The organism is Hymenobacter sp. HSC-4F20 (assembly GCF_019599275.1).
In the GTDB taxonomy this organism is placed as follows: domain Bacteria; phylum Bacteroidota; class Bacteroidia; order Cytophagales; family Hymenobacteraceae; genus Hymenobacter.
This window is the reverse complement of the sequence record NZ_JAHZTD010000002.1, coordinates 1,318,503-1,332,403: the sequence shown is the minus strand read 5'-3', so window position 1 is coordinate 1,332,403 and position 13,901 is coordinate 1,318,503. Positions and strand designations below refer to the sequence as shown.

The 13,901-nt window shown below is 58.4% G+C and carries 13 protein-coding genes; 8 read left to right on the top strand and 5 right to left on the bottom strand.

Annotated features, from left to right (window positions below; translation table 11 throughout):
- Positions 1 to 124: 124 nt before the first annotated feature.
- Positions 125 to 1,570, bottom strand: a complete 1,446-nt coding sequence (locus K3G63_RS15495; protein WP_220614986.1) for a hydrolase — start codon at positions 1,568 to 1,570, stop codon at positions 125 to 127.
- Between the two features lie 393 nt (positions 1,571 to 1,963).
- Between K3G63_RS15495 and glgP the strand changes: the two genes are divergently transcribed.
- Entirely contained in the window at positions 1,964 to 3,616 is a 1,653-nt protein-coding gene (glgP, locus tag K3G63_RS15490; protein ID WP_220614985.1) for an alpha-glucan family phosphorylase, read from the top strand.
- 142 nt (positions 3,617 to 3,758) lie between these two features.
- Here glgP and K3G63_RS15485 read toward each other — a convergent pair whose 3' ends face one another.
- Positions 3,759 to 4,355, bottom strand: a complete 597-nt coding sequence (locus K3G63_RS15485; protein WP_220614984.1) for an arylesterase — start codon at positions 4,353 to 4,355, stop codon at positions 3,759 to 3,761.
- 200 nt (positions 4,356 to 4,555) lie between these two features.
- Here K3G63_RS15485 and K3G63_RS15480 point away from each other — a divergent pair, with 200 nt between their 5' ends.
- From K3G63_RS15480 to K3G63_RS15450, 7 genes are all read left to right on the top strand, one after another.
- Positions 4,556 to 5,650, top strand: coding sequence for a hypothetical protein (locus tag K3G63_RS15480; protein WP_220614983.1), 1,095 nt, complete (start codon positions 4,556 to 4,558; stop codon positions 5,648 to 5,650).
- A 45-nt stretch (positions 5,651 to 5,695) separates the two neighbouring features.
- Positions 5,696 to 6,355 carry a phage tail protein gene (locus tag K3G63_RS15475; RefSeq protein ID WP_259404456.1) on the top strand — a complete coding sequence of 220 codons (660 nt, stop codon included), beginning with the start codon at positions 5,696 to 5,698 and terminating at the stop codon, positions 6,353 to 6,355.
- A 12-nt stretch (positions 6,356 to 6,367) separates the two neighbouring features.
- The gene (locus tag K3G63_RS15470) at positions 6,368 to 7,060 is read left to right on the top strand and encodes a phage tail protein (RefSeq protein ID WP_259404455.1); all 693 of its coding nucleotides are present in this window, start codon (positions 6,368 to 6,370) and stop codon (positions 7,058 to 7,060) included.
- A gap of 2 nt (positions 7,061 to 7,062) precedes the next feature.
- The gene (locus K3G63_RS15465) at positions 7,063 to 7,737 is read left to right on the top strand and encodes a tail fiber protein (RefSeq protein ID WP_310794597.1); all 675 of its coding nucleotides are present in this window, start codon (positions 7,063 to 7,065) and stop codon (positions 7,735 to 7,737) included.
- Positions 7,738 to 7,760: 23 nt separating this feature from the next.
- Complete coding sequence (locus K3G63_RS15460; protein WP_220614982.1) at positions 7,761 to 9,278, top strand: T9SS type A sorting domain-containing protein; 1,518 nt, start codon at positions 7,761 to 7,763, stop codon at positions 9,276 to 9,278.
- A 125-nt stretch (positions 9,279 to 9,403) separates the two neighbouring features.
- On the top strand, positions 9,404 to 9,721 hold the full coding sequence (locus K3G63_RS15455; RefSeq protein WP_220614981.1) for a co-chaperone YbbN: 318 nt from the start codon (positions 9,404 to 9,406) through the stop codon (positions 9,719 to 9,721).
- 9 nt (positions 9,722 to 9,730) lie between these two features.
- The gene (locus tag K3G63_RS15450) at positions 9,731 to 9,973 is read left to right on the top strand and encodes a DUF6952 family protein (protein WP_220614980.1); all 243 of its coding nucleotides are present in this window, start codon (positions 9,731 to 9,733) and stop codon (positions 9,971 to 9,973) included.
- 163 nt (positions 9,974 to 10,136) lie between these two features.
- Here the strand turns inward: K3G63_RS15450 and K3G63_RS15445 are convergent, their stop codons facing one another.
- The 3 genes from K3G63_RS15445 to crtD form a co-directional block, all read right to left on the bottom strand.
- Positions 10,137 to 10,748: a TetR/AcrR family transcriptional regulator gene (locus K3G63_RS15445; RefSeq protein ID WP_220614979.1), complete on the bottom strand. Its 612-nt coding sequence runs from the start codon at positions 10,746 to 10,748 to the stop codon at positions 10,137 to 10,139.
- A gap of 69 nt (positions 10,749 to 10,817) precedes the next feature.
- Complete coding sequence (locus K3G63_RS15440; protein WP_220614978.1) at positions 10,818 to 11,501, bottom strand: carotenoid biosynthesis protein; 684 nt, start codon at positions 11,499 to 11,501, stop codon at positions 10,818 to 10,820.
- A 90-nt stretch (positions 11,502 to 11,591) separates the two neighbouring features.
- Entirely contained in the window at positions 11,592 to 13,085 is a 1,494-nt protein-coding gene (gene crtD, locus K3G63_RS15435) for a 1-hydroxycarotenoid 3,4-desaturase CrtD (RefSeq protein ID WP_310794596.1), read from the bottom strand.
- Positions 13,086 to 13,901 lie beyond the last annotated feature (816 nt).

The following is a 13,901-nucleotide window of genomic DNA, read 5'->3' as shown; positions in this document are numbered from 1 at the left end:
GGTTTGCGGTTGCCAATGGGGTTGTATCAGCGGCAAAAAGACTCAGACAGTAGGAACAAAAAAGCCCCGCCGTTGGCACGTGCCAGCGGCGGGGCTTGTTGAGCCTCGGCTTTCAAACGCTACCTTATTGCAGCTTAGCCAGCCACAGCGAAGCGTTGAGGTGCAGGCGGGCATGGCTGACGTTCTCGTTCCAGCCGTCGTACACGGTATTGCCCGGCGAACCGGTACCATCGTCGGCGGGCGAAGAGTCGCCGATAATCACCACGCGGCCTGTGCCAAAGGTGCTGCTGGCGGCCATAGCCAGGCTGTTGCCCTGGGTGGCGGAGGTGCGCCATACCAAGCCCTGCACCGTGCTATTTGCCGCAGGCGAAAGCGTCATGGTAGCGCCGTTGTGGAAAGAAAGCTGGGTCACGCGGCCCTGGGAGCCGTTCATGATGGGGTTGGTGGTAGAGGTCAGCGCGTTGGTGCTGTTTTCTACAATGTTGTCCAGATTCACGCTAAAGCCGAAAGGGTTGGCTTTCACGGAGTTGTTCTGCATCAGGTCGTTCCAGATGTCGGGCGAGTCCCAGCCGTCGTTATTGCGGTCTGAGATGTCGTGGTCGGAAATCATGAACAAGCCCCCGCCGTTCTGTACGAATTGCAGGATGGCCGTTTTTTCGGCCGCGGTGAATACTGTGTTGGGCTCATCTACCACAAACACGCTGTAGTTGCTTAGGTCCTGGGGGTTGCTGGTGTTGCCGTAGGTGATGGCCGTGCCCGTGGGCAACTGCTCCACCGTATGGCCCAGCTTCACGAGGGCCACGCCCCAGGCCGAAATAGCGCCGGTCCAATAGGTTTCAGAGGTAGTGCTGGTAATGCCGCTCTGGGCCGGCGAGGGGTAGCGTGGCGTCAGGCCGCCATCTACATCCAATACCCAGTCGGCGTTGCCGGCCAGCTCCCCGTGGGAGGCATCGAAGAGGAATTTCTTGCCCGTGGTAGCGGGTGGCGGCGTAGTAGTACCGCTGCCATATTGCTCCACCGTCACATTGTCGAAGTTGATGCGGTTGGTGCCACCCGAGATTTTCCGGATTTGCAGGCGCACGTTACCGCTCAGGTTTACCGTAAATGAGGCCGTGCTGAGCGTGGAGCTGCTGGTAGTAATGGTGCTACCCACTTTCGTGTAGGAGGAGCCGCTGTTCTGACTTACCCATAACTCCCACTGCGAACTGGCATCGGTGCCGTACACGGCATGCTGTACGGTTACTACCCCGGCGCCGCTGGTCAGGTCGAAGTTGGTGGTAAGGGAGCCTACGTTACGCACCCGCACCGACTGCGCGCCGGTTTTGGGGTCGGCGGTAGTGTTGCCCAGCAGCGCGTCGTTGAGGGTCCAGGAGCCGGAGCCGAGGGTAACAGAGCCGGTGCTGTAAGCTGTTTTGGTACCGGTTTCGAAGCCTTCGGGAAAGCCGGGGCTACTTACATCGGCCGTGGTAATTGTGGCGGCAACGGGGGCCGGAAGGTTTTCCTGCTTGGCGCAGGACAGAACGGAGAGGCTTAGCAGGGAGGCTGTAAGCCAGCGTAGGGGGTAGCGCATACGGAAGGAGGTGGATGGTTGTGGAATGGAGGAATGATGGAAAAGAACTATTTCCCGCACCACAAAGCTACCAGCGCGGTAGCCCATGATCCGGCAGGTTAATATTATAGAATTGTTACCAAAGCCTCAGAGAAATAGCCTGTTACCGAATGCTGGGTCAACGGCAGCAGGTGGTTGGCAACGACAGCACTAGTCTGGCCCTTTTTTACCCTTAGCCGCGCCCGTAAATGATGCTGATTTGCCTTTTGCTGGTGGCTCGTTTGCATTTTAGGCCTGCTACCGGCCTCTACCCTATAGAGTCTGCACTTTTCCGCTTTTTTTGAGTCCGAATTCGTACGCGGATTCAATTGGCGGACAAACCGCCTGATCTTTCATTCAGTCCTACCTTGCTTTATGGCATTTGACTTTCAGATGTACACGCCCGCGCCGGAGTTCAGCACCCCGGCCGCTTATTTTTCCATGGAGTTTGCGCTGGATCAAGCGCTGAAAACCTACTCCGGCGGCCTCGGCTTCCTAGCCGGCTCGCACATGCGCTCCGTGTATGAGCTCAAGCAGAACGTTATCGGCATTAGCATCCTGTGGTCGTTTGGCTACTACGACCAGGGCCGCAACGAGGACCAGAGCATGCGCGCCGACTTCCGCCTGAAGTACTACAGCTTCCTGCAGGATACCGGCCTAGTGTTCCCCATCGAGATTCACAACGCCCAAGTGCTGGTGAAGGCCCTTTACCTGGCCCCCGACACGTTCGGGACGGCCCCGATGTTTTTCCTGACCACCGACATTCCGGAAAACGACTACATCTCGCGCACCATCTCCCACCACCTCTACGACGCCGACACCGCGGCCCGCATTGCCCAGAGCATTCTGCTGGGGGTAGGCGGCGGCAAGCTGCTGGATGTGCTGGGCCGCCAGACGGAGGTGTACCACCTCAACGAAGGCCACGGCTTACCCCTGGCGTTCTACCTCTACGACAAGCACGGCCGCAACCTGGAGGAGGTGAAAAAGCGCATGGTGTTCACCACCCACACCCCCGAGCTGGCCGGCAACGAGGAGCACCCCGTGAAGCTGCTGCACAAAATGTCGTTCTTCGGCAACGTGCCCCTGGAAGAGATTCAGCGTCTGGGCCTTGTCGAGAATGAGCAGCTCAACTATACGCTCACGGCCCTGCGCTTTTCGCGCATCAGCAACGGTGTATCCAAGGTGCATGGCGAGGTAGCCAACGAAATGTGGGGCCACTACCAAGGCATCAGCCCCATAATTGCCATTACCAACTCGCAGAACGGCACCTACTGGCGCGACAAGCAACTGCACGCCGCCCTGGAAGCTGGTGATGATACGGCCCTGAAAGCCCGCAAGCGGGAGCTGAAAAAGCAGCTGTTTGATATCGTAGCTGACCAGACCGGCACCCTGCTCGACCCCGACGTGCTGACTGTGGTGTGGGCCCGCCGCTTTGCCGGCTACAAACGCGCCGACCTGATTCTGCGCCACTTTGAGCGGTTCTTGGAAATCGTGAACAACCAGGAGCGGCCGGTGCAGGTGATTTGGGCTGGCAAGCCTTACCCCAAGGATTTCGGGGCTATTGCTTTGTTTAACAGCATCATCGAGAAAACGAAGAACCTGAAGAACTGCGCCGTCCTGACGGGCTACGAGCTGGCGTTGTCGGCGGCCCTGAAGAAGGGTTCGGACATTTGGCTGAACACGCCGCGCTACCCCCGCGAAGCCTCCGGAACCAGCGGCATGACGGCCGCCATGAACGCCTCGGCCAGCCTGAGCATCGCCGACGGCTGGATTCCGGAGTTCGTGCGCCACGGCGAAAACGGCTTCATCATCGAGCACACCGACGTCTCGAAGCCTGACGACGAGAAGGATAACATCGAAGCCACGAACGTGCTCGACGTGCTGGAAAACGAAATCATCCCGCTCTACTACGGCCAGCCCGAGAAATTCCTGGAGCTGGTAAAAACCGGCATGCGTGAAGTGGAGCCCGAGTTCGAATCGCACCGCATGGCTACGGAATACTACGAGCGGATGTATAACGCTAAGTAATACCGTAGCGGCCCCGTTCTTTTACTTTGCCATTGGGTGAAGCCTACTGACCAAACAAGCCCTTACCTCCGGCCGGAAGTAAGGGCTTGTTTGGTTAATAAGGGGTAGCACATTAGGGCCAAGTAGTTGATGTGGCCCTCTCCTATTTTACTACCCCTAATACTTCACTCAATACGGCCCACACGTTGTTGGCCAGAATCTTCTGGCCCTCGGCGTTGGGGTGCACCCCGTCGGGTAGGTTGAGGTGGCGCTGGCCAATGACGCCATGCAGCAGAAAAGGCACGAAATCGACTTGGTTTTTCTCGGCTAGCTGCCGGAACAACGCCTTGAACTCCTGAGCATAGTGCCCGAAGCGCCCGCCGCCCAAGGTAGCCAGCGGGCCCAGGTCGAAGGGGAACTCCAGGCCTACCAGTACCACGCGCGCCTCAGGGTGGGTGCGGCGCACTTCATCGAGGATGTATTGTAGATTCTGGGTGGTTTCCCGAACAGGAATGCCGCGGAGGCCGTCGTTGGCGCCCAGCTCCAGCACAAACACATCAATCTGCTCGAAGCGGCTCAGCACCGAGCTGATGCGCTGCCGGCCCCCGGCGGTAGTTTCGCCACTGACGCCGTAGTTGTAGGCTTTATATGAAAGCTGAAGCGCGTCAATTTTTTCCTGAATACGGGAAGGAAACGACTCGCTGGCGCGGAGCTGGTAGCCGGCCGTCAGCGAGTCGCCGAAGAACACAATATACTGCATAGAAAGGCAGAGAATAGCTGAGAAGAATAAGAAATAACATAACAGCCAGCAGAGAGTTCCAGCGGCGGTAAAGGAGAAAAGAGGAATATAAGGTTTACATAATGTATAATATTTTGTTGTTTCCCCTGTCGTGGTACCTTTGATGAATTCGGGCTACTCCTCCAGTTTCGCCGGCGCTTTCTTTCTACCTCTTTTCTTGCATGATTACACCGCTACGCTATTTTTTGCTGGCTGGAGCTACTGCCATAGCCGGCAGCGCCTATGCCCAGACTGGTTCCGTTGGAATAGGCACCTCCTCGCCAAACAGCTCGGCGGCCCTAGACATCAGCAGCACGAGTAAGGGTCTGCTACCCCCGCGCCTAACCCAAGCCCAGCGCGATGCTATAGCCAGCCCGGCTGAAGGCCTAATCGTATATCAAACTGATAACACGCCCGGTATTTACCAACGCACGGCCAGTGGTTGGGTGCGAATGGTAGCCGACAACCTTGGCGACCATACTGCTACCCAAAACTTGAACCTGAACGGGAAGCTGCTCACCGGTTCGGCGGCTGCTGCCACGGGCCTGGGTGTTGACGGCTCCGGCAATGTGGGCGTGGGCATTACGGCAGCCAACAAGCTCGATGTGGCGTCGGCATCACGCACCAACACCCACCCCACGGCTAAACCGCTATATGTTACTGGCGCCCTGACCAGCACCAATGGCGCGGAGTTCCGGACCTCGGACGCCACGCAGGGGGTAGGTATTGGTTCTAACTCGGTGTATGCTGCTGGCTCAGCCACCAACCAGGACCTGATTCTGCAGGCTAAGGGCACGGGCACTGTGGGCATTGGTGGTGCCCCTACGGCCTCCACGGCCGCGCTGGAGGTAACTAGCACCACCAAGGGCCTGCTTCCGCCACGCATGACCCTGGCACAGCGTAATGCTATTAGTACCCCGGCAGTAGGTCTGCTGATTATCCAGACCGACAATACTCCTGGCTTGTACCAGTACACGGCCACGGGTTGGTCGACGGTAGGTGCGGGGAACTACAGTGTTGAGGGGAACTCGGTGGCCCTGGCCCCTACCACTGCGGTTACTGTAAATCCGGCCGTGACAAACATTGTGTATAACGATAACAACGCTGGCAACGGCACCGTGACGCTGGGCACGGGCTCAGAAGGACAGCGGTTGGTTATCGTCAACAACGACAACGGGTATCTGACGGTCGTATCAAACAGCGGCACGGGCAACATCCTGTCGAAGTACGCGGCACGGTATATCTACACCAACGGGGCCTGGCGGCGGGAGTCGTAAGCGGCCATCCTTTCCTCTATTTCCCCTTCGAGCCCCGTTACATTCATGGCTTTCTTTTCTTCTTCGGCAGCCAGCTTCGCGGCCGGGCGCCGCTCCCTGTTTCAGCGCTTTCAAGGCTGGCTCCGGCCCATGTCAGCTTCAACCCCGGCCCGGCCGCTGGTATCCATGCGCCCTAACAGCAGCCAGCCCTATGTGGGTGAAATTGCCATTTTTGCGGGCAGTTTTGCTCCCGATGGTTGGGCCTTCTGCCACGGACAGGCGCTGCCTATTTCTGAGAATGACGTCTTATTCCAGTTAATTGGCACTACCTACGGCGGCGACGGAGAGTTTACCTTCAACCTGCCCGACCTGCGGGGCCGGGTGCCCCTGCACTTCGGCACCAGCCCAGTTACGGGTACCACCTATCAAATAGGAGAACAGGCAGGGGTGGAGTCCGTGTCCCTCGCTACCCACCAGATACCCGTGCATACGCACACGCTGGCCGCCAGCACGGCGCCTGGCACGTCGGCTTCTCCCATTGGCTCCACGCTGGCCGACAGCGGCTCGGGTTCGGCCCAGTATACGCAGAGCACTACCAGCCTAGTGACGCAACCCTCCCAGACCCTGGCCTCGGTAGGCGGAAGTCGGCCCCACGATAATATGCAGCCCTACCTGGCCGTCAACTACATCATTTCGCTGTTCGGCGTTTTTCCCTCACCAGACTAAAGCTCTCCTTGTATGTCCTCAATGACTGATTTGTCGGCCGGGAATTCTTCCCGCCGGAGCTGGCTGAAAAAGCTGGGTGGGGTGCTGGGCGGGGGCTTTCTGCTGGGCCGAAGCCAGAGCGCGGCAGCCGGCACGTACGGTGTGGCCTCTACCCAGGGAGCCGAGCCTTTCCTGTCGGAGATTATGCTGGTTTCCTTCGACTTCGCGCCCAAAGGCTGGGCCATGTGCAATGGGCAGCTGTTACCCATCAACCAGAATCAAGCACTGTTTTCCCTGTTGGGCACCACCTACGGCGGTAATGGCCAAACCAACTTTGCCCTCCCCAACCTGCGGGGCCGGGTTGTTGCCCATATCGGGGACAGCCTGACACTAGGTCAGCAGGGCGGGGCAGAAAGCCACGTGCTGACAGCCGCCCAGATTCCGCCCCACACGCACGGAATAAAGGCCAGCACCGCCACCGGCACCACCAACCTCTCGGGTACCTCACTGCCGACGAACGCGCACCACTTTCTAGCCGATAACGGGGGCGGCTCCCCCCAGTACGGGGGCGGCATCAATACCCAGTTGGCCAACTCGCCCTCCGCCAGTCCGCCCGTCAACGTGTCAAGTGCCACGGGCGGCAGTCAGGCGCACGAAAACCGTCAGCCCTACATTGTCCTCAATTACATTATTTGCCTGGAAGGCATTTTTCCTTCGCCTAACTAACCGTGTCCACTGTACCTACTGCTGCTTCCGCCCCTGGCCAGCCCACGCGGCGGAGCTTGCTCAAGCGCTTGTCCGGCGCGGTGGCCGGAAGCTTTCTAGTCGGACCCCTACAGGCCCTACTGGGCCGGGCTACCCCCGCCACCGCGGGTACCCTCTCGAGCGGTACTAGTGGTTTCCTGGCCGAAATTATTACGGTTCCCTTCAACTTTGTACCCAACGGCTACGCCCGCTGCGACGGGCAGTTGATGCCCATCAGCCAGAACACAGCCTTGTTTTCCCTGCTGGGTACTACCTACGGTGGGGACGGCAAATCAACGTTTGCCCTGCCCAACCTGAACGGACGCGTGGCCATTGGGGCTGGCCAGGGCAACGGGCTTAGCAACTACGCTCTGGGCCAGGTGGGGGGTAGCGCCACGACTACCTTACTGGAGAGTGAATTGCCCGCGCACACCCACACGCTGAGCCTAACTTACAGTACCGAGCTAGGGACGCTGGGCTCCCCAGAAAATGCGTACCTGGCCAGCAACGGCTCTGGCGAGCCCCAGTATGAGGCTTCCGGTACGGGGTTTATGGCCACTGGGGCCACAGGCCAGGCCGCCCCGCACAACAACATGCAGCCCTACCTTGCCCTCACGTATTGCATTGCCCTGCAAGGCATTTTTCCTCAGCGCCCTTAACTCACAGCCGCAGCCTATATCATATGAAGCACGCTTTACTTATCTGCGGAGTTCTGGTTGCTGCTACCTCGGCCGCCGGGCAGGGACTGACCAACCAGGGAGCCATACTTACCATTCAGGCCGATGCCCAATTGTCGGTTGTCGGCGACGTGGTAGTAAACGGCGCTGGTACCATTAACAATGCGGGCATACTTTCTCTAACCGGTAACTGGGCTAATAATGCTAGTGGCGGGGCACTTACGCCCGGTACTGGCGCGGTGCAGTTGGTGGGCACGGCGGCACAGCAAATCGGAGGTACTTCGGTCACCACGTTTCACACCTTAGACCTAAGCGGGGCTGCTAGTCCGGTAACCTTGACCGCCGATGCAGGGGTAGGAACCAACGGCGGCCTGCTTGTGCTAGGGGCTACCCAGGTGCTGCTTAGCTCGCACACCATCACGCTCAATAATGGCGCCTCCTCAGCCTTAAGCCGCACGACTGGCACGCTGGTGGGCGAAACTAACGGTACTGCGGGCTACGGGCGCCTGATCTGGGTTATCGGCTCCAATACGGGCGCATACAGTGTGCCGATGAGCAGCGGTACCACTAGCCTGCCGATGAGCGCCAACATCACCGCTGGTGGCAGCAGTAATGGGAGCCTGACCTTTGTTACTTATCCCACCACACCCAATAACCTGCCCTTACCCAACGGTATTTCCTCCCTGCAAGGTGATGCGGCCTATGCAATGGACCGGTACTGGATAGTACAGCCCATTAACTACACGCTTGCCCCTACCGCTGTACTTACTCTCGGTTACCAAGATACCGAGTGGAGCACTGCCCCGAACACCATTGTGGAAAGTCGCCTGCGCCTGCAGCGGTGGAATGGTACGAACTGGGAGCCGCCGCAGGGTAGCGTAAGTCCGGTCGCCAACACCCTCACCACCGATCTGCAAAATACTTATGGCACCTTCGCGGCGGCCGATGTAAGTCGTCCGTTACCAGTGCAGCTGCGCATGTTTGCCGCCGTGGCCAAGGGTAATAATGCTCTGCTGACCTGGGCTACCGCTCAGGAGCTGAACAATAAAGGCTTTGAGATAGAAGTAAGCTCAGATGGCCACCGTTTTCAGCGGGTAGCTTTCGTAGCCGGGCATGGTACCACGAGTACGGCTCAACAATATAGCTATACGGATGTAGGGGCGGCTGCCCGTGGCCGACAGCAGTACTACCGCTTGCGCCAGCTTGATTTGAACGGCACCTCTACTTACTCTGCAGTAAAGCCTGTAGTGTTTAGCACTGAACCCGCAGTTGCTACCCTTTCGGCCAGCCCTAACCCGGCGCACGATGCTTACACTATTATCCTGACTGCAGCACGCCCGCAAACGGTACAACTAACTCTCCATGATGCAGTTGGGCGGCAGGTTGCTCAGCTTTCTGCACCTCTGCAAGCAGGGGAAAACCACGTGCCTGCCTCATTCGCATCTACCCAACCCACGGGTATTTACCTGCTTTCCACTATTGTGGACGGACAGGTGCTCCGGACCCGGCTAGTACGCGAATAACCTAGTATTACTTCCCTTTAGCGGTAGCTAGTGAACCAGTTTCTGCGTTTCGGGCTTTACCTTTGCCGGCAGATAAGAATTATTCTTATCTGCCGATTGCGTTTTGTCAACTAACATTTCATAGAATGCCCGTAACGAAAGCCACCGACGCTGATTTCCAACAACTACTGCAAGACAACGAGAAAGTAGTAGTGAAATACTACGCCGACTGGTGCGGTAACTGCCGCCTATTTTCGCCCAAGTTCAAGCGCCTCTCTGAGGCCGAGCACAACCAAGGTATCGCCTTCCTCGACGTGAATGCCGAAACCAGCCCCGAAGCCCGCAAGCTGGCCAGCGTCACCAACCTTCCCTTCTTTGCTGTGTTCCGCAACGGGGAACTGGTAGAAACTGTGGCCGCCAGCAAAGAAGAGGCAGTAGCCAGCCTGATTTCCCGCCTCAACTAAGTCTGCGCCATGAAAATGCCCGTTATCAAGCGCCTGGTAGAAACCCAGACGCTGGAAACCCTGGTAGCCGCTGAGCAGGCCCTGCTGGAAGAGCAGGCGCCCGCCTTCGAGGTGGAAGGTGAAGACGAAGGCGAACAGCTTACGCATGTGTTTGCCGCCATCTTCATCCTCAACCACATGCAGGACCACGGCACCGATTTTAAAACCGCCCTGCGTGAGTACACTGCTAAAGTGCGCGTGTCCATTAGCTAAGTAGGAAGTTAGCGAGGTAATGATGGAATAAGCTCTCCGGGCGAGGAAGCCATCCTTTCTCTGCGCTACCCCTTTAAAACGAAAGAAGCCTTTACCGCCTGCCTGGGTGGTAAAGGCTTCTTTCGTTTTGAAGGGGTAGCACATTGGCCAGGCCAAATACCTGCTAGAGCCGGGCAAAGTGATGCCGGACCAGGCGGGCACCGGCCTCGGTGCAGAGGCCGCGCACGTAGGGGAAAAACAGGTTGCGGTACACTTCAGCCAGGTTAGTGTAGTCGGGTGGGAACAGCTGCTCGTCGAGCAGCAAGTGGAACTGGGCCAGAAGTAAGTGGGCTATCAGGCGAGCGTCCAGTTCGGCCCGGAAGTGCCCTTCCTGAATCCCGGCCTGGAGCAGGCGGGTCAGCAGGGGCGTTATGTACTGCGCCAGATACTCCTGGACTACGGCCCACGCGCCGGGAAACTGTTCCCGTAGCACGTGGTAGTCGAAGTGGGGCGAGCGGCGCATCTCCTGCAAGCTATGATGCAGCAACGCCAGCAGGCACTCTACCGGTGTGGCCAGATTCTGGAGCAGCAGCTCGTGTTCAGCGCGCTGCCGGGCCAGGTTATGCTGCACAACCTGCCGCAGCAGGCCGGCCTTGGAGCCAAACAACTCCCGAAAGGTAGCTGGTGAAACATCGAGGGCCGCGGCTAGCTGCTCCTCGTGCACCATGCCTACCCCTACTTGCAGAAACAACGTGTTGGCGCCATCGAGCAGCTTCTGGAGTACAACTTTCTCCATGCGAAGGATAATACATTATGGGATACATTCTAGCTGCGCTGCCCAACTGCACCCCAACGCTGCGGACTGTTAAAATAGCATACCAAGGCCGAAAAAAAACAGCAGCTGCAACAGATATACAAAGGGCACCAAGGGGTTCCGCTTGATGAACTCTACCCGGTTGAAGTACACCTGCAAAATCAGGCCGACGGCAAACCACCCCTTAAAGTTGAGCAACGGGATAACGTCGTACTGCCAGCTCCAGAAATCGAAACGAACAGCCACGGGCTCCAGGCATACGTCCAGGCCCACCAGTAGCAGAGCGCCCACCACGGCCCGCAGAAAGTCGGGTAGGGGTAAGTAGCGGGCCAGAACGCCCGCCGAGTAGCTCAGCATCAGCCAGTTTACCCCAATCAGCAACGGTACGCCCAGCCACTTGAGACCCAGGGTTGAGCCATAGGTATAGTGTCCGAACAGCAGGCCCGTGCGTACGCCTACTACCTCTACAAAGAAGCCTACCACCATGGTCACTACGCAGAAGCTCCAGAAGGCGGGCGTGCGCTGGGGCTGGAAAGCCAGCAGCAACCCCAGCGTCAGGAGCAGGTTCAGGGGCACAAACTGCAAGTAGAAGGAAGGGTCTTGGGAGAAAGCCAGGCCCAGAAAGCCCGTTACGTGGAATAGCAGCAACACGCCCTGGGCCCAGCGTAGGCGCCGCCGCTGCACATCGGCACTGATGAGGGCAGCAGTAGGAAGTTGTTGCGTGGTATCAGTCATGGAGAAAAATCAGAAGACGAGAACTAACAAGGAAACTACCCCTACCGCCGCGAACAAGCAGCCTTCGGGGTGGGGCCACCCAGGGCCGGTTTATTGGTTGATTAACTCAGAGACAATCCGGGCCGAAAGCAGGCACAGCGGAATCCCACCTCCCGGGTGCACGGAGCCCCCACAAAAATATAGCCCCTCCAACTGCCCCGAAAAGTTGGGGTGCCGCAAAAAGGCCGCCAGGGGGTTATTGCTGGAGCTACCGTATAAAGCGCCACCGAAGGAGGAAGTTCTGGCCTCGATGCCGGGCGGGTCCCACACGTGCTCGGCCCGGATAAGCGCTCCTACGTCGGTGCCCAGGGCCTGGCTTACGCGCCGCAACACGGCCTGGCGGGTGCGTGCTACCAGCATGGGCCAGTCCTGGCCCTGGTCATGGGGTACGTTTACCATTACAAACCAGTTTTCGTGGCCGGCCGGAGCATCGGTTGGTGTATGGCCGGAGGTAATGTTCACGTAAACGGTAGGGTCGTCGGCAATGGTTTTCTCCTGGAAGATGGCCGAGAATTCGCGCTTATAATCCTCGGAGAAAAAGATGTTATGTACCCCCAGCTCCGGAAAGCGCCGCCCAATGCCCCAGTAAAAAATCAGGGCCGAAGAAGACCGGGGCTGGCTCAGGGTCCGTTCGGGGGCAGGCTGCTGAGGCAGCAAGCGCCGGTAGGTTGGCACCACATCCATGTTGCTGACAACCAAGGGGAAATCGTATACATCCTGGGAAGTGCGCACACCCGTTACCCGGCCCCCAGCGGTCAGAATTTCCAGCACCGGCTCCTGATACCGGAACTGCACCCCCAGCTCCTCGGCCAGCCGCACCAGGCTTTGGGCAATGGCATAAATGCCGCCCTCGGGGTAGTAAGCCCCCAGCCCGTGTTCCAGGTGCGGAATCAGGCTGAGCGTGGCTGGAGCCTGGTAGGGGTCGGAGCCGTTGTAGGTAGCAAACCGATCGAAGAGCTGCACGAGGCGCGGGTCCTGGAAGGCTGCCGTGTGGCGCTGGTGCATGGTGCTGGTCAGCCCGAGGCGGGGTAGGGCAGTTAGGGCCTTGAGTACTTCAGGGCTAAGGTAGGTACGGGCTTTGTGCAAGGACTTTTGCAGAAAGGTTCCGGCCGTAGCTTCATAGGCTTGCCCGCTGCGGCGCAGAAACTGTAATACCTCCTGGGCCGGTACGCCCAGCTTTGCCTCTACCTCCTGGGCAAACCGGGATTCGTCGGCCCAGGCTGTAAGCCGGGTGCCATCGGCAAAGAAGTACTGCGTGATAGGGTCGAGGCGCTGATAGCGGAAGTAATCCTGTGGGGTGCGGCCCACCAGCTGAAACAGCTCATCCACTAGGTGCGGCAACGTGAACAAAGAGGGCCCCCCGTCGAAGCGGTAGCCGCCGGGTAGCGTCAGCTGGTGCATCTTCCCCCCAAACGACTCCTGGGCCTCAAACACCGTAACGCGGTGCCCATGCGCGGCCAAACGCACCGCCGTAGCAATACCACCAATGCCCGCCCCCACAATGGCGGCGGGCTGTTTCGCAGAAGCAGATTGGGAGCGTAACACGAAGTAAGGTAAAGGACCAGAGAAAGCGCGCCCCCTGAACCAGTGAAGGGCAAGCATAGGCGCTGCATTACGCGAGAGGCGCACGATGCAACACAAAGTACGGCGAAGAAATGTTTAGCTGCCTTGGCCTGGCTTGCAGAGGAAAAGGGTGCCCACAGAAATATTTCGGGGGCGCGGCTGTTTTTTTAGTTGTTGCGTAGGCGTCCGTGCTGGTGGAAAGCCTGCCGGAACAAGCCTACGGGGTAGTTTTTCGCGTGTGCAGTAAGTGTATAGTCACCTGTATACACTGGTATGTAAAAACGGCTTTCGGCCCTGTAATCAACGTTTTGCGGCTTGTTTTTTTAGCCCATGGCCCAATATATTTGGTCGTGCCCTGGCCTGCTGGCTCCCGTTCCGCCGCTATTCCGGCCGCCCTCAGCAGTAGCCTACCCGCGCACTCCCCCGCCTGCTTTTTACCGAGTTACTTCTGCCCCAGGTAGCAACCGGCTTGTGCTCTACCCCACCCAAACACCCACTTACTTTATGAAGAACGTTTTACTACCTCCCCCCGACCAGCGGCCGAGGATAGCAACGCTGGTATCGGCTTAGTGGCAACTTAGGCCAGCCCACCCTAGCTCTACGTAGATTAGGGCCTCCGTTCCCGCATGAACCAGGTGCAAAGTTCCCGGGATGCCGCCACCAGAGCGACCAGTACCTCTACCTGGCAGCAACACTCGCCTCGCGCTTGCTGCTCGCTACGTACGCGTTTGTAGCTACTTCTGGTACAAGCCGGAGAAATAGGGCCTGAGTAGCGTAGGTAGCTACACGCCCGTTTCA

What these genes read in the sequence shown, in the direction of transcription:
- K3G63_RS15495 (WP_220614986.1), bottom strand. Translation starts at nt 1,570, where the DNA reads ATGCGCTACCCCCTACGCTGGCTTACAGCCTCCCTGCTAAGCCTCTCC.
- glgP (WP_220614985.1), top strand. Translation starts at nt 1,964, where the DNA reads ATGGCATTTGACTTTCAGATGTACACGCCCGCGCCGGAGTTCAGCACC.
- K3G63_RS15485 (WP_220614984.1), bottom strand. Translation starts at nt 4,355, where the DNA reads ATGCAGTATATTGTGTTCTTCGGCGACTCGCTGACGGCCGGCTACCAG.
- K3G63_RS15480 (WP_220614983.1), top strand. Translation starts at nt 4,556, where the DNA reads ATGATTACACCGCTACGCTATTTTTTGCTGGCTGGAGCTACTGCCATA.
- K3G63_RS15475 (WP_259404456.1), top strand. Translation starts at nt 5,696, where the DNA reads ATGGCTTTCTTTTCTTCTTCGGCAGCCAGCTTCGCGGCCGGGCGCCGC.
- K3G63_RS15470 (WP_259404455.1), top strand. Translation starts at nt 6,368, where the DNA reads ATGTCCTCAATGACTGATTTGTCGGCCGGGAATTCTTCCCGCCGGAGC.
- K3G63_RS15460 (WP_220614982.1), top strand. Translation starts at nt 7,761, where the DNA reads ATGAAGCACGCTTTACTTATCTGCGGAGTTCTGGTTGCTGCTACCTCG.
- K3G63_RS15455 (WP_220614981.1), top strand. Translation starts at nt 9,404, where the DNA reads ATGCCCGTAACGAAAGCCACCGACGCTGATTTCCAACAACTACTGCAA.
- K3G63_RS15450 (WP_220614980.1), top strand. Translation starts at nt 9,731, where the DNA reads ATGAAAATGCCCGTTATCAAGCGCCTGGTAGAAACCCAGACGCTGGAA.
- K3G63_RS15445 (WP_220614979.1), bottom strand. Translation starts at nt 10,748, where the DNA reads ATGGAGAAAGTTGTACTCCAGAAGCTGCTCGATGGCGCCAACACGTTG.
- K3G63_RS15440 (WP_220614978.1), bottom strand. Translation starts at nt 11,501, where the DNA reads ATGACTGATACCACGCAACAACTTCCTACTGCTGCCCTCATCAGTGCC.